Raw genomic sequence first — 24408 nt, 5'->3', positions numbered from 1 at the left:
CTTTAATGATCACTACTGATATAGCCGTAATAGGCGCTGGTCCGGTTGGTTTATTTGCCATTTTTGAAGCCGGTTTATTAAAAATGCGTTGTCATTTAATTGATTACCTTCCTCAGGTTGGTGGTCAGCTGTCTGAAATTTATCCTAAAAAACCGATATACGATATTCCAGGTTACCCATCTGTGCTGGCTCAGGAACTTATCGATAACTTAATGGAGCAGGCCAAACCTTTCCATCCTACCTTTACTTTAGGCGAGCGTATAGAAGGTTTAGAAAAACGTGGCGAAGCCGATTTCGTTTTAACCACGAACATGGGTACCGTTATCGAAGCTAAAGTTGTGGTTATTGCTGGTGGCTTAGGCTGCTTTGAGCCACGTAAACCTGCTGTAGAAAACTTAGAGAAATTTGAGAATGGCAAAGGTGTAAATTACATGATTCTTGATCCGGAAAAATACCGTGATCAGAAAATGGTAATTGCCGGCGGTGGTGACTCTGCTTTAGACTGGACGATTTACTTAGCTGAAGTTTGTTCTGAATTAACATTGGTTCACAGGAGCGAAAGTTTCCGTGGTGCACCCGATTCAGTATCGAAAGTAATGGCATTGGCCGAAAGTGGTAAAATCAATTTGGTTTTAAACAGCAACCTTCAGGCTGTACAGGGAACGGATAAATTAGAGCAGGTTGAAATTGTTCAGAACCGCACCATGGAAAAAACAGTTGTTGAAGCCGATCACTTAATTCCTTTGTTTGGTTTGAGTCCTAAATTAGGCCCGATTGAAGATTGGAATTTAAATATCAACAAAAGTGCGATCGAAGTTAACGTGGATGATTATTCGACCAATATCCCGGGCATTTACGCCATTGGTGATATCAACACCTACACCAATAAATTAAAACTGATTCTTTGTGGTTTCCACGAGGCGGCATTAATGAGTCACAGCGCGTATTCATATATGAATCCGGGTGTTAAATACACCATGAAATATACAACTGTAAACGGAGTTTCAGAATTTTAAGCTTTCTCTTATATTTGCTATTCAAATAACAAGAGAACTAAAAATGGAAAATAACATCAACATATATATGCAAGAGCCGGATGGCTCGGTTACTGAACACGTTGCCCCAACCGATATGGGCTTAAGCCTTATGGAGTTTTTAAAGGCATCAGAATATGATATTTTAGCCACCTGTGGCGGAATGGCTTTATGTGCCACTTGCTGTGTTGATGTTTTAGAAGGTGAAGAAAAACTTAATGAAATGACAGACGATGAGTATGCCATGTTGGATACTTTACCTGATCTGTTACCCAATTCGCGCTTAGCCTGCCAGTTGCAGTTAAACAACAATATGGACGGATTAAAAGTAAAGTTACACGGCGTAAGCTAAGTTGTAAATAGTATAAATAGAAAAGGCCGCAAATTAATTTGCGGCCTTTTCTATTAGAATCAGACGTCATTGCGAGGAGGAAAGACGAAGCAATCTTACAACGATCGCTATTAGCGAGTGCATTAAGATTGCTTCGTTCCTCGCAATGACGGATCCGTTATTTTAGACCTCGCAGGTTTTGAAAACCTGCGAGGTCTGAAAATTTATCTATTGAATATTTACTTTCTGCTTCTCTACATTCCAGCCATACACTTCTACAGCTAAATTGCTTTGTTTACCGATATATTCTACGGTTACCGTTTTACTTTCGCCCGGCAAAATGCTTACATAATTATCATCATAAAAGCTAGGTAATATCCGCTCGTTGCTATTCGCATTGATTAAAGCAACACGGTTAAAAAACGCGACAGGATTTCCAGCTGCGTTGCTTAGGGTTACAGCCACTTTTCCGTTTTTCTGATCAACAGCCGCAATTTTTAATGGCGTCTTTTTGATATTTTTCAAGCCTGAATACTCGCCATCTTTTCCGGCCAGCCAATAAATGTTCTCACTTAAAATATTTTGCTTCTGATCTAAAATCCTTAACGAAACAAATAAACCTTCCTTTTTATCCAGTTTGGTTAAAAACTCATTCATAGGAAAAAGTCTCCTCACCGAAGATGGACCAACCGAGTTGAAGGCCTGAGAGTAGAAATAATCTTTCCCATCCATATCATAGGCCTTTGCTTGCACCATCAGGTTGTTTTTAGTAGTAAATCCGTTGTTTACAATGGTAACCATGCTATCTAAAGGATTCATCATCACATGTAACGGTTCACTACCTTTCCTCAAACCATATAAACAAGCATTCGGATCAAGGTAATAATCATACATCTGCCCACGCATGGCCGTCCATGGGTTTTGGGTTTTCCAGATAATAGAACCGGTGTACCAATCCCACATTTTGTTAGAAAAACCTTCCATCAATGCCCTATACTGGTCGTAATTGGCCAATTGGGCTTTCATCGCAAAATCTTCGGCACTTTTTGGCTTGCCATAAGGATTCAGGTATTGCTCGTAAGAAATGTATTTATGATAATCCCATACCGAATCGGGTTTGCCCTTGTATTGTGGCGCAATCAGGTTTTCTTTTGGAATGAAACGGAGCAAAGAAGCATAGTCACCTACCCCTACCGATCCAACTTCCGAATTGTAAGGGAAAGTCTTCGTACCCCAGAAAGTTTTAATATCCTGTATCCCATAAGGACCATCACCATTACCACCGATTGAGTTGAATGACATTTCATCACTGTTCGAGAAATCGAAAAGTTTTCTGGTGCCATCCAAACGTGGAAGGATCTCATTTTTTAGGGGTTCTAAAATATCTTCTGGCGGCGTAATTTCATTTCCACCACACCAAAAAGCCAGCGAGGCATGGTTTCTGATCATTTTGATCTGATCTTCAATAGCAGTTAGAGTGAGGTTGTGGTCATCAGGATAATTTCTCCTTGTCCATTGATCTTCTTTTTTCATCGGGTCTACCCAACGGCCGTTACAATCGCCACTGAACCAAAAATCCTGAAAAACCAATAAACCATATTTATCGCAGGCATTGTAAAACTCAGGTCTTTCGAGGATTGCTCCACCCCAGATACGGATCAGATTAAGATTCATATCTTTATGGTAACGGATTTCTGCATCGTAACGGGCATCGCTAAAGCGTAACATCGCATCAGAAATGATCCAGTTACCTCCTTTAATAAAAATCTTTTGTCCATTTACAAAAGCACCCATACTTTTGGTATGCTCGTTCCAGATATTATCGATTTGGCGTACGCCAACTTTAAGCTGCTCCTGATCCAATGTTTGGTTAGCTGCAACAAATTCAATTTTTACATCATAAAGATTTTGCGCACCATAACCACTTGGCCACCACAATTTTGGGTTTTCGAGCTGTAAATCAGGAAGTTTAACAATAGTTGTTTTATTTGCTGCGATGGTTGTTGGCTGTTTAACCAGCTTTCCAGCAATCTGATATTGTAAAATACCTGAAACAGGCTGATTGGTAGGGTTTTCAACTTCAACTGAAACTTTAACCGTAGCAGGATTTTGTTTTCCCTCCGGTAAACGTTTGCCCGGCACCAAAGTAATGACCTGTGGATTCTGGATATTGATGCTTTTGGTTTTTTCGATAGTTACTTTATCCCAGATTCCGGTATTACGGTCGCGGGTGGGTTGAATCCAGTCCCAACCTGCAGTATATTGTGTAGTTAAACCTTTGGCAATGGTTCCATCACCGCCCTGGCCTCCATTTGGATTGCCTGGAAAATCTGGCGGATAAACGATAACGGCCAATCTGTTTTTTCCATTAGCAGACAATAGTTTGGTGATGTTATATTGTGCCCTAAGGTGCATCCCAACCTGTGTTTTGGGGTTTACTTTTTTTCCGTTCAGGTAAATTTCTGCTTTGTAATTTATTCCCCTAAACTGTAGCCAAACCTGTTCGTTACTTGTGGCGCGTTCTTCAAAATCTTTTACAAACCAGTAGGTATAATAATCATTTCCGGTTTTGTATACATCAGGAATCTTTTCGTTGTTCATCCCATAAAATGGATCGGGCACTTTTTTATTGTTCAATAAAGTGGTTAAAACCGTTCCGGGAACAGTTGCAGGCATCCAATTGTTAATCGAAAAACCTGCTTTCGAAATTTCTAAGCCCGATGCATTTGCATCTTTGATATTGGTGCAAATCCAGCCCGAATTTAATTCGTAACGCTGCTGCGCATTTACGAATAGGCTCGAACAAAGTAAAAGGAGTAGAAATAGTTTCTTCATATAGTTGATTTTCTTATAGTTGATCATGTTTTATGATTATTTTTTATTGAGGATATATCATAAATCTAGAATTGTCATCCTGAGCTTGTCGAAGGACTTTCCACAATACTGTTTGAGGCGTTTCGACAAGCTCAACGTGACAAAATCTAATTATTTAGTTGAAACTGGCCTGTCCTCAGGTTTTATGCCCCAGGTTTCGGATGGTTTATTTCCCATGTAAATCTGAATATTTCCACCAGCTGCAATAGCTTTATGAAGAATATACGATTTGGTGTAAGGTTTACCGTTCAATACAATTTTCTGAATGTATTTGTTCTCCGCGCTGTTATCAATCACTTTGATGCTGAACTTTTTATTCCCCGCCAAGGTAATGGTGGCATCGTTAAGCAAAGGTGTTCCGAAAACGTAAGCGCCATTTGCCGGATTAACCGGATAAAAACCCATGGCAGTAAAAACATACCAGGCACTCATCTGGCCTACATCCTCGTTACCGCATAATCCATCCGGCTTTGAAGAATAAAAATCGTGATCGATTTTACGGATCAGGTCGGCTGTTTTCCATGGCTGACCAGCATAAGCATACAAATAAGTAATGTGATGACCAGGCTCATTTCCCTGTGCGTAATTTCCAATCAAACCAGAAATATCAGGCGAACTATTTTCGCCAAGCTCGGCCTTTACCGAAAACAAAGAATCTAATTTATTTACAAATGCTTTGTCGCCACCAAATAACTTAATTAAACCTTCAACATCCTGAGGCACCAACCAGGTGTATTGCCATGCATTTCCTTCAGTATAGTCATCTTCACGGTGTTTAGAAGCTACAGGGCTAAAAGGTGTTCTCCAGGTACCATCAGCTAATTTTCCTCTCATAAACTGCACATCTTTATCAAAGTATTCTTTGTACAGCTGTGCTCTTTTGCTGAAATATTGATAATCTTTGGTTTTGTTCAATGCTTTAGCAAACATCGCGATGCAATAATCATCAATGGCGTATTCTAAAGCTTTTGCCACCGATTCATTCACCTTATCAGCCGGAATATATTTAAGTTGCTGGATATAATCGATGCCATCGGTTTTTTGCATGGCCGATTGTTTAACAGCTTCAAAAGCAAGGTTTACATCAAAACCCCTGTATCCTTTTAAATAAGCGTCTACAATAACCGGAACGGCATGATAACCCACCATCGTATTGGTTTCGCTGCCCATTAAATGCCAAACGGGTAATTTTCCCTGTTGCTTATAAATGGCCAGCATGGTATTAACCACATCGCTCACTTTATCCTGATGCAGGATGGTGTACAATGGATTAGCCGCTCTGTACGTATCCCATAGCGAAAAGGTAGTGAGATTATTAAAATTTGCATTCTTATATACCTTTTTATCTGTTCCGCGATAATCTTTGTTCACATCGTTAAATAAAGATGGCGCAATCATGGTATGGTATAAGGCAGTATAAAACACTTTTTTGGTCGTGTTAGAGGCGCCAATATTAACTTTCGACAGTTCTTTTTCCCATTTTGCATCGCTGTTTTTAACTGTAGCGGCAAAATCCCAACCCGGAAGCTCCTTTTTTAAGTTTAAAACGGCATTTTCTGAACTTACTGGAGATAAAGCTACTTTAATCTGTAATTTTTCATTCTTAATGGCATCAAAATTAACAACAGCCTTTAACTTTTTGCCTGACAATTCGGTACCGCTTTTAACTACCGTACTATCATATAGCACGAGATTTTTAATCGGTTGAGACAACTTGATTACGAAATAAAGGCGCTGATCGTCAGACCAGCCTTTCGAATTTCTATGTCCAATAATGGTTGTCGCATCCAGCTGTTTAAATGATGCTGAAACTGGTTTGTCCCAACCAATGCCTTCGATTAAATCGATGATGATGTGCGGATTTTCGGCTCCTTTTTTAAAGGTATATTGATGAAAACCTACCCTTTCGGTTGCGGTTAATTCTGCTTTAATTTGGTATTTATCAAGTAATACACTGTAGTAACCTGCTTTTGCTACTTCATTTTGATGAGAAAATTTAGATAGATAACCATTTTCATCGTCTGCAGTTTTACCTTTCTCGAGCAATAATTTACCCGTTGCAGGCATGATCGAAATATCGCCCAGATCGCCAATACCTGTACCGCTTAAATGGGTGTGTGCGAATCCGGTAATGGTGTTACTGATATAATTGTAGCCACTGCACCAGTCCCAGCCTTCAAAAATGTTGTTTGGCCCGAGCTGTACAGCCCCAAAAGGAACATTGGCCCCTACAAAAACGTGCCCGTGTTTTGCCGATCCGATCAATGGGTCTACATATTGGGTGAGTTTGGTTTTTTGCTGCGCAAAGGCATTAAATGTAAATAGAGAGGTTAGAAATAGAATCGATGAGGTTTTCCTGAACTGCATGTGTGCTTATAATTTCCTACTATAGATTTAAAAATCTAAAAGTAAAACGTTTTACGTTATTTTTCTCATAAAAGGGGGAAGAATTATATAAAATGACCGTTATTTCGATAACTATCGGAGGAAATACAACCCGTTACTATCGACAAAGCTCAATAAAAACAGTCGTCATTGCGAGGAGGAACGACGAAGCAATCTTTCATGCTCGTGATCCTTACAAGAAAGATTGCTTCGTCGGCTGAAAAAGCCTTCTCGCAATGACGGGAATAGCGCTCAGGATGACAAAGATCTTTTTACCCAATCTCCAAAACAATTACCTGGTCGGGTTCTGTTGTATTTGGCGTAGTTGTAAGCGTTAATTTCGATTTTTTGAAAGTGAAATTTACCGCACTTTTATCTTTTAATAAATATGCTTTTTTAATTTTCTTCAGCGGAACGTTTTCCAGGTTAAGCGTAGTGGTTTTTCCATCTACAATGTGGATGTAAACTTTATTATCGCTTTGCGTAATGCTTCCCCAGGCCTGCGGTTTTATAAAACCTGCTTTTGTACTGTAAATACTTTCGCCATATACTTTAAGCCAATCGCCTAAACCTGCCAAACGGTCCTGAAACTCCGGCTGGATTTTACCACTCGGCATCGGGCCAATGTTCAATAAAAGGTTAGAACCCAAACTTGCGGCTTTAACCAACATGTTTACCAACTCTTTGTTCGATTTGTAATAAGTATCGCTCAGGTTATATCCCCATGAATTGGAAATGGTTTCGCAGGTTTCGAGCGGCAATTGATCGGAAGCTTTTTGAAAACTCAAACCCGATTTGTTCTCGCCTGGCAAATCGCGTTCGAACATCTGGAAATCTTCGCCTGCAAATGGCGTTAAGTGATGGTTATTACCAATCATGCACTGTGGCTGCAATTTGTGGATCAAACCATAAATTTCATTGTATTTCCAGTCGATGCGTGAGGTTCTGTCTTTGGATCCTTCCGGCTCGGTCTGATCCCAATGGCCGTCAAACCAGATCCCTCCTATTTCGCCATAATTGGTCAATAATTCGGTGAGCTGGTTTTTCATAAACTGTAAGTAACTGGCGTAATCGCCTTTACCCGTCCGACCAGAATTTTGCCCCGTGCGACCGGTTTCGTGCGGATAATCTTCCCTGCGCCAATCTAACAAAGAATAATATAAGTATAACTGTATGCCTTGTTTATGGCATTCATCAGCCATCATTTTTACAATATCCTTTTTGTAAGGGGTACTCATGATGTTGAAATCGGAATATTTGGTATCCCACATGCTAAAACCATCATGATGCCTGGTAATGAGCGTAATGTATTTCATTCCGGCATTTTTCGCCATACTTACCCATTGCGCTGCATTAAATTCAACAGGATTGAAAAAATCTTTAAGGTTGGTATAATTATGAACATTAAGTTTCCGCTCGTTCATTACCCATTCGCCACTTCCGGGAATACTGAAAGGGCCCCAGTGAATAAACAGACCAAAACGGGCATCGGCAAACCAGGTACGCTGCTTTAAATTTGATGCGGCAGGTAAATAATCCTGCGCATTTAACTGTATCGCAAAACAGAGCATTAAGCCGATTATTGCTAATTTTTTCATAAGGTTGGTGGTATATCTGGTTAGGTTTTTAATCTATGGAAGCAGTGGCTTTTGTGGGTTTACCGATCACTTTGTAATTTCCATCACCTTTTAAGATGGCGAGAATCTGTAATTGATTGGTAAACAAGTTCTTGGCTGCAGCCAGTTCTTTGTCATACTGGAAACTCTGCTCGATTCTTCCTTTTTCGTAAAAATAACGGCTCACAATCTGTGTTTCCAATACCCTTTTGATTTCAGCTTTATGGCTTACCAAATCGGTTTTTTTGGAAGAAGTAAGTTTGTATTTCAGGTTTTCAAGATCGGTTTTTACTTCTGCTGATTTGTTTTCTTTTTCGGCTTCGGCACGTAAATCAGAAAGCAATCTCTCGGTACGGCTCAGATAAGTTAAATCTTTATCGGCCAGGCTGTTGGCAAAAACTGCATAATCAGCATCTGATAACTGGAAAGTTTTAGCGGATGCCAAACCTGGTTTTTCTTTTCTATACAGGTTTGCATAGTTAAAGAAAAGGCTTTTATTAAGCATCGAAATGGTAATTGGGCTCAATTTATCTGCATTAACTACAATATCAGGATAAACGCCGTTACCGCTGTACACATTTCTGCCGGCTTTGGTCTGGTACATCACCATGGTAGAATCGGCAAAACGTTCGGCTACGCCTTCTGCATTTTTATGGGCATAATCCAGCTTTTGGATGCACCTGCCCGATGGCGTATAATATTTGGCTACAGTTACCTTAACCAGGCTGTTATAAGGCAAATTGAAGGTTTGTTGTACCAATCCTTTTCCATAGCTGCGTTGTCCGATAACGATGGCACGGTCTAAATCCTGTAAGGAACCGGCAACAATTTCAGACGCAGAAGCTGAATTTCCATTTACCAGCACCACCAAAGGCACTGAGGTAGAAATTGGCGCCGAAAGCGTTTTATAGGTAATGGTTTTCTCTACATTTTTACCTTTTTGAGTTACTACGAGCTGGTCTTTATTGATAAAAAGGTTTACAATTTTAACAGCCTCTTGTAAAATACCACCACCGTTATTCCTTAAATCCAGTACCACACCTTTAGGGTTTTCTTTTTGAATGGCCAATAAGGCATCTTTAACTTCCTGACCAGAATTTTCGAGAAATTTATCGAGTTTGATATAACCAATACCATCGCCAACCATGCCTGAATAGGAAACATTTGGTTGTTTGATTTCTTCGCGAACGATTTTTTTAGTAATCTCCTTTCCATCTCTGATTATCAGCAAATCAACCGCAGTTCCTTTTGGTCCGCGCAGTAACTGGCTCACCTCAGGACGGTCTTTGCCCTTAACAGCAATCCCATTGATGCTCAGCACCTGATCACCGGCTTTTATATCACTTTTATTTGCCGGGTAACCTTCGCTTACTTCGTTAATAAATAGTTTACCATCAATAAAAACGGTACCTGCACCAATACCACCGTATTGGGTACTTACATATTTCAGTTTATAATCTTCAATTTCCGATTCGGGAACGTATTCGGTATAAGGATCTAAGCTATCCAACATGGCATCGATTCCTGTTTTCATCAACTTAGGGGCATTGGTATCATCAACATAATTGATGTTGATTTCTTTATAGAGTGAGGCAAAAATATCCAGGTTTTTAGAAACCAGAAACAAATCTTCTTTAAAAGAAAAAGACAAAACAGCAACACCAAAGCCAGCTGCTAAAAGACCATATTTTAGTTTCTTCATTCCCTTATGTATTTATTCCAGTAGCACAGAACGAATTAAAAGCCTGTTTTTGGAAAGTTATTTATTGATATAGTACGAAAGTAAATGTACAAAAAGCCGTAAATATTAAAAACAGCATATTTGGCGCAAGCGTAAATTAAGCGTTACGCTAAAAAGGAAGGATAAAGCAATAAAAAACAGATTAAAGTCTGTTGCCTTTGGTATCAGCCAATGCTTTTTGAATGGTAAATTCGATATAAGTGCGGTCACGCTTAACCAAACGCATTAAATCTTCAATCAACTGGTCTTCTTTGCCAGGGGTAAACTCTAAAGGCTCGTTCGCTAAATCGCGGTATTTCCTTAAAAACTTAGTTTTTACCTTAAATGCAGTTTCTGAAGTAAGTTGAAAGTTAGCCATGGCATATTTTATTTGATGCAAAAGTAAAAAATATTTACTCAGGTTAATACCTTTTTATGCGATCTGACAAAAAAAGTAGACATCAGTGAGAAATTTTTGCACGATAATTGTGTTAAAAGCGCGTTATAAAACCAAATTCCGGAACAGTAACCGCTAGGCGTATTTTGAAAAGAAACCATAAGAACAAAACACACACACAAAATTCGCAAGAGCGCCGTTTACGGTTTATAACTTAAAAACAATTAAACAACATGAAAAAACTTATCTTCTCTATTGTTTTCCTAACCCTGGGTTGGGCAACATCAAAGGCACAAACGTTTAACCTGGGGGTTAAAGCAGGTGTAAATTTAGCCAAATTAAATGCAGATTTTGCAAGCGAAGAAAACCGTTTAGGCTATCAGATCGGTGCCTGGGCACGTATTGGAGGTGCCAGCTTTTATGTACAACCTGAGGCTTACATTGGCAGTAAAGGCAACAAATTTATCAGCATCCAACAGGATAACGGCAACGAAGTATCTGCTGAAGGAAAAGTAAAGTTCACCACTTTGGATATTCCTGTTTTATTTGGAACAAAATTCGGTGCCAAAAACTTAAACTTCCGTGTAATGGCCGGCCCGGTAATTTCATTTATCCTGGATGAAAATTCGACTTTTAGCTCAGCTTACCAACAGGCAACAGATTTTAGCAATTACAAAAACCAGGCATTGGGCGCACAGTTTGGTGCGGGTGTAGATGTAGGTAGTATTTCGGTTGATTTACGCTATGAAGCGGGTTTATCAAATATCAGTAAAAGTGAAAAATACACTCAGAAACCAAACCTTTTTCAATTGAGTTTAGGGTTTAAGATTTTGTAGTTTTTACAAGAGAACAAGTATAAGGGCGGCCAATGGCCGCCTTTTTTGTTGCGGGAATGTTGATTTAAAAAAGTTTTTTTCAAGAATAAGTTCATTGAAACTTATATGGCCACGCAAAACACTGATTAACACAGAATTTTAAACGCGCCAAAAAACGATTGCTCAATTTGTGTTTATTAAAGTTCGGAAAGTGCAGGTCGCCTGGCCTCAGAATGCCTCCCTGAAAGGCTTGCCTTGGGGAGGCATTTCAGACTGAAAAGATTGCTTCACGCTGCCTCACCAATCAAGCACTTCGGTTCGCATGAAGATATGGGACTAATGATTAAATTCAATGTTCAAAAAGTAATAACCTGTTTAAACCTGTCGCTGTAAGGTATTAAAACTTCGGACATCCGTCATCAGACTTCGGACTCAATTTAACCCTAACTTAACACGTAAAATTGGCATTACAAGCCCGTTTAAGCCCTAAAAAATGTCGATTTTTATAGTAAAACAATTTAACAAAAAACAACTATGAAACACCGCATTCTTTTACTGTTTGCTATTCTCTTATCGCTCTCTGTAAAAGCCCAGAATTTTAAATATGCTTTTGTAACTGATACACATGTGGGTTCGCCGACAGGGGAAGAAGACCTAAACAGAACCGTTGCAGACCTTAACACATTAAAAGACATCGATTTTGTAATTATTACTGGTGACATTACCGAAATGGGCACCAATAATGAACTTAGACTGGCAAAAGACATCCTTTCAAAATTAAACAAACCTTACCACATTATCCCAGGTAACCACGATACAGGTTGGTCGGAATCAGGAGGTGTAAATTTCATAAAAGAGTTTGGCGGCGATAAATTTGTTTTCGATCATAATGGCTACCGTTTTATTGCCTGTGCTTCGGGGCCTTATGTGCGGATGAGTGACGGACATATCCCAAGAGATGCCACGGTTTGGTTAGATAGTGTGCTTAAAGCCACACCTAAAAATATGCCCATAGTTTTTGCCAACCACTACCCACTGGATAATAGTTTAGACAACTGGTATGAAGCCACAGATCGTTTGAAGAAATACAACATTCAATATGCGATATGTGGCCATGGCCATAACAACCATCCTTACAATTTTGAAGGCATTGAAGCTACTATGGGACGTTCCAATTTAAGGGCGAAAGACAGCATTGGCGGATACAATATTGTGAGCATGACCAAAGACACGGTATTTTTTCAGACCAAAAAACCAACGCAGGATATCCTTCCGGTATGGCGAAAAATTGCGTTGAAAACTTTTGCAGCTGATCAGAAAAAATACGAACGTCCCGATTTTGCCCTCAACAATAAATATCAGGATACGAAAGAAGTTTGGTCTTATCACTCAAACGCCAATGTGGTAAACACACCAGCTTATGCTGCAAACAACGTTATTTTTGGAAACAGCTTGGGTTTGGTTGAGGCCTTAAACAAGAATACCGGCAAAAAAGTATGGACATTTAAAACCAAAGGTGCTATCTACTCTTCTCCTGTGGCAGTGAACGGAACCGTTATTTTAGGTTCGGGCGATGGAACCATTTATGCGCTGAATGCTAAAAACGGAAAAGAAATCTGGCATAAGGAAACAGCGAATTCGGTACTGGGATCGCCAGTGGTTAACGGCCAACAAGTATACATTGGTGGCAGCGATAATACTTTTAGGGCCCTGGATGTTAAAACAGGAAAAGAAATCTGGGCTTTTGCAGCAGTTGAAGGTACTATAGTGGGCAAACCGCTTATTTATCAGGGCAAAATTATTTTTGGATCGTGGGGCAGGCATCTCTACGCCCTCGAGATCAACACAGGGAACCTGCTCTGGAAATGGAACAATGGACAGGCCAACAGAATGTTTTCGCCGGCGATGGTAACGCCAGTTGCTTATCAGGGTATTGTGTATATTGCTGCTCCCGACCGTTATTTAACGGCCATTGACGCAAAAAACGGCAGTACGCTATGGCGGAACAAAGAAGCTACGGTCCGCGAATCGATTGGCCAGTCAGCAGATAGCACCGTTATTTACGGCAAAACCATGCAGGATGAAATTGTAGCCTACAAAGCACAGTCGCAAGATCCGGGTATTTTATGGCGTTATAATGTTGGTTTTGGTTATGAGCACGTTCCTTCCATGTTAATCGAAAAAGATGGAAAGGTATTTTTCGGCACAAAAAACGGCGTGATTTACGCCATTGATCCTAAACAGCAAAGTACAGTGTGGGCACATAAAATAGATAACTCGATGATCAATACCGTGAATGTGATTGACAGTAAAAATATCCTGGCCAGCACCATGGATGGTAAAGTGGTATGGTTAAAAACAAAATAACAGGTATAAAAAAAACCTCCTCAAAAATTAATTTGAGGAGGTTATCAATTATTTCAAATTACATTACCAGCCTGGATTTTGCTGCAGTGTATTTGCAGGATACAAACTAATTTGACCGGTAGGAATTGCCGACAAATAATTTTTTGGATCAACAAATGTTCTGGTTAAAGTTGTAGCATAAGGCACAATATAGCCTTGTGCATTTCTTAACACCTTACCGTTATCTGGTACTTTGGCACCTAAGAAAGCTTCTACATTTTTTGCTCTATCCAGATATTCACCTTTTTTCCAGCGCATCAAATCCTGGTATCTAAATCCATTCATCATTAATTCTACTCTGCGCTCGCGTCTTATTTCCCACATTAAAGCAGAAACATCAGCATCTCTTTTCGGATCGGCAACAGCAGTTCCTCCCGCAGCTACATTTCCTCCACCGGTAACAGTTAGCTTGGTAATCCCTGCCCGGGTTCTTAAAAGGTTAATTGATTTATCCATATCAGCCTGGGTAAAAGTAAGTTTGCCTAATTGATCAAGGATTGCTGTAATTTCTCCATAATTAAGTAAAACCTCAGGATAGTAAAAAATCGGCGCATCCGTTTCGTTATAAGGTGCCAGCTGGTTGGAAGCCGGGTTTAAAAATTTAGAAGGACGGTAACCGGTGCTCGAGCTGTAACCATTTACCAAAGTACCGTTGTAACACAAAAAGTTATCGATTGTGCCTAATAAGCGGTTATCACGGTTTGCCCTAAGCGTAGTAATGGTATTGTCGCCCTGATAAAGTGGCGATTGCCCAATTGGTAAACCATCAATTGCAGGATAAGCATCAACAGCTGATTTTGTTAAACCGCTCATTTGAGTGGTACTGTTGGTATAACCGATTACAGAGTGCGTTAATACACCGGCCAGATATTTTTTATAAAGTAATACTTCTTTGTTTCCGGCCAGATCCATTGAACTGTAAATACTTCTGTAATCCGCATTAAGGAGATATTTACCAGTCATTAATTTTTCGCAGGCATCTTTACCCTGTGTTAAAAATTTATCTGCATCTGGCAATGCTAATTCGGTATGATAAACCCTGTAAGAACCTTCAAAAAGACAGATCCTGGCTTTCAAAGCCAAGGCAACATCGCGGTTTACAACGTTATCGCCGTCGTTAACACGGATATTTTCTACAGCATAATTAATATCACTTAAAACACTGTCCATTACCAATTGACGGCTATCGCGGGGTTTGTAAATTACATCGGTTTGAGAAATATCCAACGATTTACCGATGTAAGGCACACCACCAAAAGTTTTAACTTTACTGAAGTAATCCATCGCCCTAAAAAATTTAGCAATCCCGTTCCAGTGTTTTTTCGCTTCATCGCTCATCGGCACCTTGCTGGTACGTTCTAGCATAATATTGGCTTTGCGCACGTAGGTCCAGTCCCAATCGGCTGAAGTAGTTGGTGCTGTTAATGCAAAATTTTGAAAGGTTGCCGCATCCTGATCATCCGTTAAGGTAGAAAAATAAAAATCGGCGGTTGTACCTGTTCCAAAACCGGTAAACAGGGCATAAAAACCCCAGTTATAGGTACGCACATTATTTTCACTTGTCCAGAAGTTATCATCAGAAAACTGATCTGGTGTATCTATATTTAAGTCTTTAGAACAGCTAATGCCCAGAATTGCAATAAATGATAGATATAGTATTGATTTAGTTAATTTCATCGTTCTTATTATAATGTTAAGTTAACACCGAAAGAATATTGTCTGTTAAACGGAAAGGTACGGCCTGTGTAGCCAGCTTCTCCATCTGTCATTTCAGGATCTATTGGTGCACCCACGTTTGAAATTGTTGCCAGATTTTGTCCACTCACGTAAATTCTAAATTTCTCTACACCATATTTTTTCAACCAGTTATTTGGTAAGGTATAGCCTATGGTTACATTCTTTAAACGGGCATAAGCCAGGTTTAATAAATATTTAGATTGGGGGTAGAAGTTGTTTCCACTTGCAGGAAATTGAGCAATTTTGGTTGCACTATTGCCAATATATGGACGTGGATAAAATGCGTTTGGATTTGAAGGTGTCCAGAAGTCTAGTTGGTTAGCATACATAATATCGGCATTGCCATAAGCAGGGATAATCATGGTACCCAGACCCCAATAATCGCGCTTTCCTACGCCCTGAATATATACATCGATATCAAAGCCTTTAAAAGTTCCACCTAAACGGGCACTGTACTGATACCTGGGCTGACTATTGCCAATCACTTTTAAATCACCATGATCATCAGCTGTTCCCTTACCTTGGTTAATTACGCCATCGCCATTTAAATCTTTGTACTTAACATCACCCACCCCGTAAACAAAGTTTCCATTTTGCAAAGCCACCTGACTAGCAGAGTTTTTCACTTCGTCTGCAGATTGAAAAAAACCTTCTGTTTCGAATCCCCAGATTTCACCATATTGCTGCCCTACATAAAAACCAGCGTTCTGATAGTTTGGATTATTCTGATAAATTAAATTAGATGGGTTGTTCCATTTTGTAAATACTGTTTTATTATCTGCCAGGGTTAGGGTAGCATATAGGTTAAGATCCTGGCTAACCGGATAATTTAAATCTAAACTGATTTCGTAACCACGGTTTCTAAAATTTCCTGCATTAATTCTGGGGCCTGCAGATCCAAAAGTAGCCGGAACAGAAGACTGCTGCAACATGCCTTTGGTATCGCGTTGATAATAATCAACCGATAAACCAACAAGGTTTTTCAGTAAACGGATGTCGGTACCAAAATCAAGTGTTTGAATTTTCTCCCAGGTTAACGACTGGGCAACCGGAATGGGTGCTGCAATACCCGTAGTTAATGTTGTTCCAGTAGGCGTGATCCAATTAACACCTGATGCAGCCATTGACGGGATATAATACTGGCCACCAACATTTTGGTTACCAACCGAACCATAAGAGGCCCTAAATTTAACCTCATCAACATATGGCTTGATAAAGCTCATAAATTTTTCTTCGGTTAAACGGTAACCCGCAGAAGCAGAAGGGAAAAAGCCCCATCTATCCAATTTGGAAAATGCAGAAGAACCGTCGTATCTTCCATTTAACTCCAACAGGTATTTCCCTTTGTAATCGTAATTAAAACGGCCAAAATAACCTGCATATGCTCCAACAGGGTATGGAACACCATTAATTGTGCTGCCATGTATACCACTGGCCAGTTGCGTACCTACTGCTAAAGAAAGTTCTGGTCTTGTAGGGTCTAAAATGGTGTTTCTTGCCGCTGTAAACTGGACGTTGTCATAATTTTCGGAGTTTACACCAGCGGTAATTTTAATATTATGATCGGTAGCAAGAGTTTTTTGATAAGTGGCATAAGCATTTAGCGTATTCACCATATTTCTGGTTTCACCGTAACTCACCACATCCTGCGCTGCTGTTGCAATATTTGCCAGAAGCGGTGGTGTACCTGCTGTCCAAAAATCAATTGCATTAATTGGTCCACCAACTTCATGCCTTAATGCATTTGTTCTACCCAAGGTGTAATCAGCACGAATACTTAAATCTTTGGTAATTTTAATGGTTGCACCCAAATCTACCCGGCTATAATTTTCGGTAACACTAGATGTTTGCGCATTTGCCAGATAGGCAGGAGTATGCCTGAAATAGTTTCCGTTATATTTACCATAAGGAAAATAAGAACCCCAACGCCAAAAGTAATACCAGTAATTTTGGTATTGATATGGATAATCATATTTAAAGTTCCTGTATAAGAATTTAGCATCAACATCCAACCATTTGGTTGCCGCCACATTTATCGAACCGCTGATGTTGTATTTAGTAAGCTCATCAGGATTTAATTTGAAGATACCACCCTCATTTGCATAACCGCCAGATAAATAATAGCCGATTTTATCGCTTCCACCCTGTAAGCTTAAATTATGATTTGATTGAGCGGTATAATCTTTCAGCATTTCCTTTTTAGGATGCCACACCTTGTAGAAATAAACACGCCCATCTACGTAATCAAAATCCTGACCCAATATCATATCATTTCCAGTATTCGTAGCAGCATATTTATTTTGCCAGTTTGCAATACCATCCCTGAGCTTGGTTAACTGCATACCAAAAGTTTCGGGCGAAGTTGTACCTGCCCTAACCGATGCATCATAAAGGGCCTGCAATTCGTCAACAGGGTTGGCAAAATCGGCCAGTATCGTTGGTTTGTTCCACGAGAAGTTGTTGGTGTAAACTATTTTTGTCGGCTGGTTTTTCTTACCCGATTTGGTCTTGATTAAGACCACGCCAAATGCGGCCCTTGCTCCATAAATTGAAGTTGATGCCGCATCTTTTAATACAGAAACACTTTCAATGTCGGCCGGGTTAATAATCGAAAGATCAGGTGTTTCCACATTGTCTACAATAATCAATGGTTTGCTGGTTCCGTTTATTGATCCAACTCCCCTGATGTTGATGTTCGGTGAAGAGGTTAACCCACCGTTTCCATAAGTAATGGTTAAACCAGGAACGATACCCTGTAAGGCTTTTGTAGGATCGTTTAAGGGTTTACTGCCAAAAGTTTTGGTAACATCAACCGTTGTTACCGCCCCTGTTAAGTTTGCTTTTTTCTGCGTACCAAAAGCCACAACTACAACCTCTTGTAGTCCTTTCGACTCGGAAGCCAATGCCACATTAATGGTATTGCTGTCACTCACGGTTTTCTCCTGACTTACATAACCAATAAAAGAAAATACGAGGGTTTCGCCTTTGCTGGCTTTTATGGAATAAACTCCATTGCCATCAGTTTGTACTACTGTGGTTCCTGTTTTTATTTTAACAGAAACCCCTGGTATTGGTCCATCTTCTGATGTAACCTTACCCGTAATGGTGCTTTGTTGCGCAATGGCGTGAGCCACCAGCAAAAACACACCAAAAAAGATTGATAGTAATTTTTTTTTCATAAACACTAGTTAATGATGTTTGTTGTTAGTTCGGATTCATAAACACGCAGAATACCGCATATTCCTGAATTTTAAGTAAATATCATAATTGTTTTCCACTTATTTACAAATATTCAGAGGCTTTATATTGTAATTAGTTTGATATTATTGCAAAAAACCGCATAAAGGCGCAATTAAATAGGTTCTGATATCTTTAATAAAATTATTTTTAACAAAAAAAGCCACCGCTAAAATTTAGCGGTGGCTTAAACTAAATGAAAGAGAGAAAATTATCTTATCAAAAAGAAGGATACATAAGGCCTCCGCGGTGCAGTACTAATGCCATTGTAGCCACTCGCAAAAATGGTATAAACCCTTTGGTTTAAAAAGGTACTCGCACTGGTATAATTCGCCAGAACCGTTGCTGTGGTTACGGCTGCCCCTGCCGGCCTGATTTTCCAGGTTTTTGATTGCGCAGACCTTAGTTTAATCTCATTGGTAATGTTCAGATAATTTACATTCCCAGCAATCAGCGAGTCTTTTGTGTTATCAGTGGCACTGGTTCCATAATACAGATCTACCGATGGAACATTAGGCATCAGGTTGATAAACCTGTATTTACAATATGCCGTATCAGGCCTAACGAAACTTTCTTCTGTTAATACATTTTTAGTAAAAGCAGCTGTATCTGTGATGTGGGCAACATAGTTTTTGCCTGCCTGGATCTGAAACGTGGTGCTGTACAGTACCAGTGAATCTGTTCCGTCGTCTTTCTTTTTTGGAAGGATAATGGAGAGTTTCAAATTGCCTGGGTTTACCGCAAGAAAATCGGCAGTAGAACTCCCCCCTGTGTTGTACCCACCACCAGGAAATGGTGTACGGGCAGTAATTACGCTACTTACCCTTTTATCGTTAATTTTAATGGCTATGGCCCTGTTATTATAATAATAGGAGGCGTAATTTACCTTTAACAGTGCCTGATCGCTGGTCAACTTTTCGGTTTCGCCATAATCGAGTACATTTTTAGTACAACCTGTTAAAGCCATAGCAATAAACAGGCAGGCGAATAAATTAGAAAATATCTTCATGTTAATATGCTTTAAAATAAAACTTTACGGCTGACTAAACCAGGTTTCTTTAGTCATATAATCAATATCCAATCCACCCCACTTACGCAACTCTTCGGTATTCCATACATACTCGGAATTATAACGTGGCCTGAAACGGTAGGCATATTTGCCACCCAACAAAAGATCTGCTGCCGGAATCTGATAAAACTGCCTGAAAACATTGGCATCGTAATGATATTTCCGGAGGTCATTCCACTGCTCCAAACCTGCCCATCCCCATTGTGCAATGTATTTTTGTCCCATAATATCGGCTAGCGTTAATGTTGCAGCACTTTGCGCAACTTCAGTAGAAGTTAAATAGGTATTAATCTCTGCATCGGTAATTAGGGGATCAGGCGTTTTGGAAGAACGGCCATAGGTATTGCAAAAAACCATGTGCCCCGAAATCCCCTCTTTATATGCGGTATAGGCATCTGCGGTTTTCCCCTGTAAAAATAACGCCTCTGCTTTAGCAAAGCGCAATTGCGAATAAGTCATGATGGGATACCTTGCAGCATCGGCAAAAATATATTTTCCGTTATAAATCGTGGCACCTGCTGGGATTGATCCAAAAACAATTGGCAGCGCAGATGTACTGCTACCCTGGGTTGGAACACCGGCAATGTACCTGCCCAAAGTAGTGGCAGCTGTACTTGCAGGCAACATTCTGCTTAAACGCGGATCAAGCGAGCTTGTTGGGTTCACCGTAGGCGTTCCCTTCACTCCACCGGCAAGATAATTTAAGATGGTGGTGGAAATCCTTCCATAATAAGCTGAAGTTGTTCCGGCGGTGTTAATATAGCCCAATGTTGGACCAAAAGGATTGGTATCATCCTGACTGGCAGCCGAAAAATAAACCGTTGCTGATTCGGCCTCGTTGGCGAAAGATAAGTTAGTGTACTTAACCACGCTATCGGCATACATGGCTTTAAACTCAGGCTTGTTAATCAAATGGCTATACTGCAATGCATAAATGGCATATACAAATTTTCGCCATTTCGCCATGTCTCCTTTATAAATCCCATCTCCGGTAACACTGGCCAATTGCGTAGCATAGTTTAACGGACTTTTCATCACAGAATATTTTAGCGACTGCTCACAATAGAAACGCACTTTTGCATAAACTTCCGGTTGATCATGGTAAGGAAATTTTAACATCCCGGGCGTAAAAGCTTCATCTAAAATAATCGGGCCATGCAGATCCGTGGTTTGCTGATAGGCCCAGGCTTTAATGGCATAACCGATTGCCGCATATTCATATTTTTGATTAGCGACAGCATCATTAATTAAATTCTCGAGATTCAAGCCCAGATCGACATAGGTCATTCTCCAGATTACCCCTCCGTTATCGCTTGAACGGATGTAAGTGTGTTTTTCAAAAGCAATAGATCCATCATCAGTTGATGCCCCAATAAGATTTTGTGTAATTTTCCAAATAAAACGGTAATCCTGCGAGGTTCCGTTTGTCATCTGGAATAGAATCGGCGGAAGCAACAACTCTGCTTTACTGGTTTGTGGTACTGCAGGATTGGTATTGATATCGAGGTATTTTTTACATCCTCCGGCCATTAACAATATTGCCGCAGCAATATATAATTTATATAATCTTTTCATGTTATTCGCTATAATTTAACCCTAAATCCTACGTTGAAACCGATCGGCTTACCCACGTTACCATAATCAATACCGTAACCACCAATACCGCCCACACCCGGCGAATTTGAATTACTCTCCGGATCTCCACCAGAATAATTGGTAATCAAAATAGAATCGGTCACCGTAAAAAAGGCGCCAAAGCTTTGGATAAACCCGATACGCTTAACTAATGACGGCGGAAAATCGTAAGCCAAAGTAACATCCCTTAAACGGAGTGTTTTTATGTTTCTTTCCACAAACATCTCTGGTGCAACATTTGTAGAATAATAGTTAGAAGCATAATATGGTGTTACAGAAATGGTATTAACCGTTGGGTTTGCGGTATTCTGCAAACCATCGTTCAATACGCCTGTAATAATCCTGGGCACTTCCCTATCCAATGTCTTAATACTGATCCCTTTAATGTAAGAAGCATATTCGGTGCCGTTAACCACATCGCCACCATACCTGAAATCCCATAAGAAAGAGAGATTAAAGCCTTTATAGCTAAACCTGTTTACGAAACCCAAAGTAAATTTTGGATTCCTGTCGCCGATAGGATAAAACTGGGTATCAGTAACCGATGGTAAACCTGATGATGGATTGATCAGGATATCGCCCCTATCATTACGGGCAAACCTGGTACCGCTGATGGCACCTGTGCTGTAACCCGGATGCACTGCACTTCTAATGTCGCCAACCACCCAGGTATCAGACTCGTAAAGCTCAGGAAGTTCATTTGCCAATGATAATACCACACCACGGTTGCGGGTAAAATTTAAAGTAGTATTCCAGTTAAAGTCTTTTCCCTTGATCGGATTACCGGTTAGCTGCACCTCGATACCGCGGTTACGTACGGTCCCACCGTTCATCATCTCTAAAACGAAACCCGTACCATAACTTAAACGGGGATTAATGATTTGGTCTTTGCTCAGCAGATTGTAATAGTTAAAATCCAATCCGATGCGGTTTTTCAGGAACTGCATTTCAGTACCGATCTCGAAATTTTCTGACACCTCTGGCTTTAAGTTCGGGTTACCGCCATAGTAAGAATAGGCATAACCTCCTCCTGTAAACCTTTTGGCCTCATAGTTCGTACCAGTAGAATATTCCCTCCATGGCTCCTTACCCGTTAAGGCGTAAGAAGCTCTTAATTTACCATTATCCAACCAGGGCAGAGCTGTTTTAATACTGGCCAGATCAGTAAAATTAAAGGCTAAACTTGCAGATGGATAGGCAAAATATGGATTGTTCGGCATCAAGCGCGAAGCACCATCAACCCTGCCCGACAAGGTTAGATACAGTAATGTTTTATAACCCATAATGGCTTGTGCAAAAGCACCTACGGTACGGTAGCGGTTTACATAGGTTAATGTACGCTGTGTAGTTGGCAATGTATTGTTAATACTGTAAAAATTGGGATCGTACATGTTCGTACCACGCTGAGAATCGGTGGTAGAATTGTAATCGTTAAAAGTAGCACCAATTACATAAGTATTGTTAAAATCGCCGAATTTATGTTTGGCTGTAGCGGTTAACGATCCGTTAAATACTTTGGCCAGTTGATCATAAGTCATTACCGTACCGCCTGTTGGAGCTGAAGACGAACCCGAACCCCGGTAAGATTGCGCATGATATACCGATAAGCCTTTAGTATTGGCAATATCGGCACCAATGATCCCATTGATACGCAGCCATTTTAAAGGCGTCAGCTCTACATTGGTATTGGCAATCAAACGGTTAACTTTATCATTATTTACGTTTTTAATCACATCCCAAAGGGGATTATCAAACTCCGAATAAATGCTGGCCAGGTGCAAAAGCCGGTTTCCGTTAGCATCCTGATAATCCTGAACGTTATAAGCCGAACTAAAACGCATCAACTGCAATAGCGAACCATTAGCGCCTTTGTTAGCCTTATCATTATTGGAATTGATGTAATTGAAGGTAGTGGTTAGTTTTAAAACCGGCGAAATGGTACCAACAGCTGTTACTCTTGAGGAAATTCTGGTGTAACTTGTTGTGGGGATTGTTCCCTTCGAATCGGTATATTCATTAGACCAGCGATAAGAGAATTTATCGGTTCCACCTTCAAATGATAAATTGTGTTTTTGCGTAAATCCCGTCTCGAAAAAATTGTGGATGTTATCGTAAAGCGGTGTATTAGGCAAAAATGCAGGGCCAAAAAAGTTAGATGAACCACCATCGTAAACGCCGTTAGAAACCCCAGTGTTGTACTTGGTCTGTATTTCCGGAAATTTATTCAGTTGCTCTATCCTAAACGAGTTGCTGTAATTGATGCTTCCACGCCCCGCTTTGCCTTTTTTTGTAGTGATTAAAATCGCGCCGCTGGCACCCGCACTCCCGTATAATGCAGTAGCTTCGGGACCTTTCATAATCACATAACTTTCGATGTCGTTGGGATTGATATCCATCCCTCTGTTCGAATAATCCTGATCTCTGTTTGCTGCGCCCGAAACGAGTTCGCGGGTTTGGTTCAATGTACTGTTATTAATTGGTACCCCATCTACTACGATAAGCGCATTGTTATCGCCACTAATTGATACGAAACCACGCAGTACAATTTGCGCAGAAGCACCGGGGTTTCCATTGGTACTATTGATCGATAAACCCGGTACACGCCCCTGTAATCCACCAAAAAAATCGTTCCGCTGGGTTTCAGCTACTTCCGCTCCAGAAACTTTTGGGGTAGAATAACCCAGCGATTTAACATCGCGGTCAATCCCATAAGCCGTAACAACTACTTCATTCAGGTTGCCGGCATCGGCTAAAAGGGTAACATTAATGGCTGTGTTGGCGCCTACAGTACGCTCTACAGTTTTATACCCAACATAGGAGAACACCAATACATCGGTTTTTGATGCTTTAATGGAATAATTTCCGGTGTTGCTGGTTTGCGAAACGGTGCTGCCTCCTTTTACCCGGATGGAGACACCGGGAATTGGCCCGTCAGCAGAGCTGACTTTACCGGTAATAATTATCTGCTGCGCAAAAATTTGGGCAGACAGCATGATACCGATAAAACTAAAAAGTAGTTTTTTCATCATAATTAGTCAGTAAGAATTTAGTTACAGGTTGTTGTTTGTTTTCCGGCTAGTCAAAACACGCAAATTCACGCAGTTTTGATGTTAGTTAAGTAAATATGCTGAATGTTTTTGACAATAAGAACA

At 40.2% G+C, this 24408-nt stretch carries 14 protein-coding genes; 4 read left to right on the top strand and 10 right to left on the bottom strand.

Translation table 11 applies throughout. The annotated features are described in order from the left end of the window. Positions 1 to 5 precede the first annotated feature (5 nt). Both U859_RS0102345 and U859_RS0102340 read left to right on the top strand, forming a co-directional pair. A complete protein-coding gene (locus U859_RS0102345; RefSeq protein ID WP_025141836.1) occupies positions 6 to 1016 on the top strand; it encodes an NAD(P)/FAD-dependent oxidoreductase in 1011 nt (336 codons plus the stop codon). A gap of 43 nt (positions 1017 to 1059) precedes the next feature. Next, the gene (locus U859_RS0102340; RefSeq protein ID WP_025141835.1) at positions 1060 to 1386 is read left to right on the top strand and encodes a 2Fe-2S iron-sulfur cluster-binding protein; all 327 of its coding nucleotides are present in this window, start codon (positions 1060 to 1062) and stop codon (positions 1384 to 1386) included. A 207-nt stretch (positions 1387 to 1593) separates the two neighbouring features. Here U859_RS0102340 and U859_RS0102335 read toward each other — a convergent pair whose 3' ends face one another. The 5 genes from U859_RS0102335 to U859_RS0102315 all read right to left on the bottom strand — a co-directional run bounded on the left by U859_RS0102335 (position 1594) and on the right by U859_RS0102315 (position 10339). After that, positions 1594 to 4200, bottom strand: coding sequence for a glycoside hydrolase family 2 protein (locus U859_RS0102335; protein WP_025141834.1), 2607 nt, complete (start codon positions 4198 to 4200; stop codon positions 1594 to 1596). Positions 4201 to 4350: 150 nt separating this feature from the next. After that, positions 4351 to 6606: a GH92 family glycosyl hydrolase gene (locus tag U859_RS0102330; RefSeq protein WP_025141833.1), complete on the bottom strand. Its 2256-nt coding sequence runs from the start codon at positions 6604 to 6606 to the stop codon at positions 4351 to 4353. 290 nt (positions 6607 to 6896) lie between these two features. Further along, positions 6897 to 8222: an alpha-L-fucosidase gene (locus U859_RS0102325; protein WP_025141832.1), complete on the bottom strand. Its 1326-nt coding sequence runs from the start codon at positions 8220 to 8222 to the stop codon at positions 6897 to 6899. 28 nt (positions 8223 to 8250) lie between these two features. After that, positions 8251 to 9942: a S41 family peptidase gene (locus U859_RS0102320; protein ID WP_025141831.1), complete on the bottom strand. Its 1692-nt coding sequence runs from the start codon at positions 9940 to 9942 to the stop codon at positions 8251 to 8253. 181 nt (positions 9943 to 10123) lie between these two features. Next, the gene (locus tag U859_RS0102315) at positions 10124 to 10339 is read right to left on the bottom strand and encodes a hypothetical protein (RefSeq protein ID WP_025141830.1); all 216 of its coding nucleotides are present in this window, start codon (positions 10337 to 10339) and stop codon (positions 10124 to 10126) included. Positions 10340 to 10590: 251 nt separating this feature from the next. Between U859_RS0102315 and U859_RS0102310 the strand changes: the two genes are divergently transcribed. Continuing rightward, positions 10591 to 11193: a porin family protein gene (locus U859_RS0102310; RefSeq protein ID WP_025141829.1), complete on the top strand. Its 603-nt coding sequence runs from the start codon at positions 10591 to 10593 to the stop codon at positions 11191 to 11193. A 513-nt stretch (positions 11194 to 11706) separates the two neighbouring features. After that, positions 11707 to 13539, top strand: a complete 1833-nt coding sequence (locus tag U859_RS0102305) for a PQQ-binding-like beta-propeller repeat protein (protein ID WP_025141828.1) — start codon at positions 11707 to 11709, stop codon at positions 13537 to 13539. 63 nt (positions 13540 to 13602) lie between these two features. On the opposite strand, the gene U859_RS0102300 is transcribed toward U859_RS0102305, so the two are convergent. From U859_RS0102300 to U859_RS0102280, 5 genes are all read right to left on the bottom strand, one after another. Further along, positions 13603 to 15255 (bottom strand): RagB/SusD family nutrient uptake outer membrane protein, encoded by a 1653-nt coding sequence (locus U859_RS0102300; RefSeq protein ID WP_025141827.1) that lies wholly within the window; start codon positions 15253 to 15255, stop codon positions 13603 to 13605. Positions 15256 to 15263: 8 nt separating this feature from the next. Continuing rightward, positions 15264 to 18494, bottom strand: coding sequence for a SusC/RagA family TonB-linked outer membrane protein (locus U859_RS0102295; protein ID WP_025141826.1), 3231 nt, complete (start codon positions 18492 to 18494; stop codon positions 15264 to 15266). Between the two features lie 269 nt (positions 18495 to 18763). Beyond that, positions 18764 to 19561 carry a DUF4397 domain-containing protein gene (locus U859_RS0102290; RefSeq protein WP_025141825.1) on the bottom strand — a complete coding sequence of 266 codons (798 nt, stop codon included), beginning with the start codon at positions 19559 to 19561 and terminating at the stop codon, positions 18764 to 18766. 24 nt (positions 19562 to 19585) lie between these two features. Beyond that, positions 19586 to 21196: a SusD/RagB family nutrient-binding outer membrane lipoprotein gene (locus U859_RS0102285; RefSeq protein ID WP_025141824.1), complete on the bottom strand. Its 1611-nt coding sequence runs from the start codon at positions 21194 to 21196 to the stop codon at positions 19586 to 19588. 8 nt (positions 21197 to 21204) lie between these two features. After that, a complete protein-coding gene (locus U859_RS0102280) occupies positions 21205 to 24285 on the bottom strand; it encodes a SusC/RagA family TonB-linked outer membrane protein (protein WP_025141823.1) in 3081 nt (1026 codons plus the stop codon). Between the last annotated feature and the right edge of the window lie 123 nt (positions 24286 to 24408).

Origin of the sequence: Pedobacter jeongneungensis, from assembly GCF_000633455.1 — a bacterium.
Classification (GTDB): domain Bacteria; phylum Bacteroidota; class Bacteroidia; order Sphingobacteriales; family Sphingobacteriaceae; genus Pedobacter; species Pedobacter jeongneungensis_A.
Note: the sequence above shows the minus strand (reverse complement) of the source record. Positions and strands in the feature narration are given on the sequence as shown.

What these genes read in the sequence shown, in the direction of transcription:
- U859_RS0102305 (WP_025141828.1), top strand. Translation starts at nt 11,707, where the DNA reads ATGAAACACCGCATTCTTTTACTGTTTGCTATTCTCTTATCGCTCTCT.
- U859_RS0102320 (WP_025141831.1), bottom strand. Translation starts at nt 9,942, where the DNA reads ATGAAGAAACTAAAATATGGTCTTTTAGCAGCTGGCTTTGGTGTTGCT.
- U859_RS0102315 (WP_025141830.1), bottom strand. Translation starts at nt 10,339, where the DNA reads ATGGCTAACTTTCAACTTACTTCAGAAACTGCATTTAAGGTAAAAACT.
- U859_RS0102330 (WP_025141833.1), bottom strand. Translation starts at nt 6,606, where the DNA reads ATGCAGTTCAGGAAAACCTCATCGATTCTATTTCTAACCTCTCTATTT.
- U859_RS0102345 (WP_025141836.1), top strand. Translation starts at nt 6, where the DNA reads ATGATCACTACTGATATAGCCGTAATAGGCGCTGGTCCGGTTGGTTTA.
- U859_RS0102335 (WP_025141834.1), bottom strand. Translation starts at nt 4,200, where the DNA reads ATGAAGAAACTATTTCTACTCCTTTTACTTTGTTCGAGCCTATTCGTA.
- U859_RS0102325 (WP_025141832.1), bottom strand. Translation starts at nt 8,222, where the DNA reads ATGAAAAAATTAGCAATAATCGGCTTAATGCTCTGTTTTGCGATACAG.
- U859_RS0102340 (WP_025141835.1), top strand. Translation starts at nt 1,060, where the DNA reads ATGGAAAATAACATCAACATATATATGCAAGAGCCGGATGGCTCGGTT.
- U859_RS0102290 (WP_025141825.1), bottom strand. Translation starts at nt 19,561, where the DNA reads ATGAAGATATTTTCTAATTTATTCGCCTGCCTGTTTATTGCTATGGCT.
- U859_RS0102280 (WP_025141823.1), bottom strand. Translation starts at nt 24,285, where the DNA reads ATGATGAAAAAACTACTTTTTAGTTTTATCGGTATCATGCTGTCTGCC.
- U859_RS0102295 (WP_025141826.1), bottom strand. Translation starts at nt 18,494, where the DNA reads ATGAAAAAAAAATTACTATCAATCTTTTTTGGTGTGTTTTTGCTGGTG.
- U859_RS0102285 (WP_025141824.1), bottom strand. Translation starts at nt 21,196, where the DNA reads ATGAAAAGATTATATAAATTATATATTGCTGCGGCAATATTGTTAATG.
- U859_RS0102300 (WP_025141827.1), bottom strand. Translation starts at nt 15,255, where the DNA reads ATGAAATTAACTAAATCAATACTATATCTATCATTTATTGCAATTCTG.
- U859_RS0102310 (WP_025141829.1), top strand. Translation starts at nt 10,591, where the DNA reads ATGAAAAAACTTATCTTCTCTATTGTTTTCCTAACCCTGGGTTGGGCA.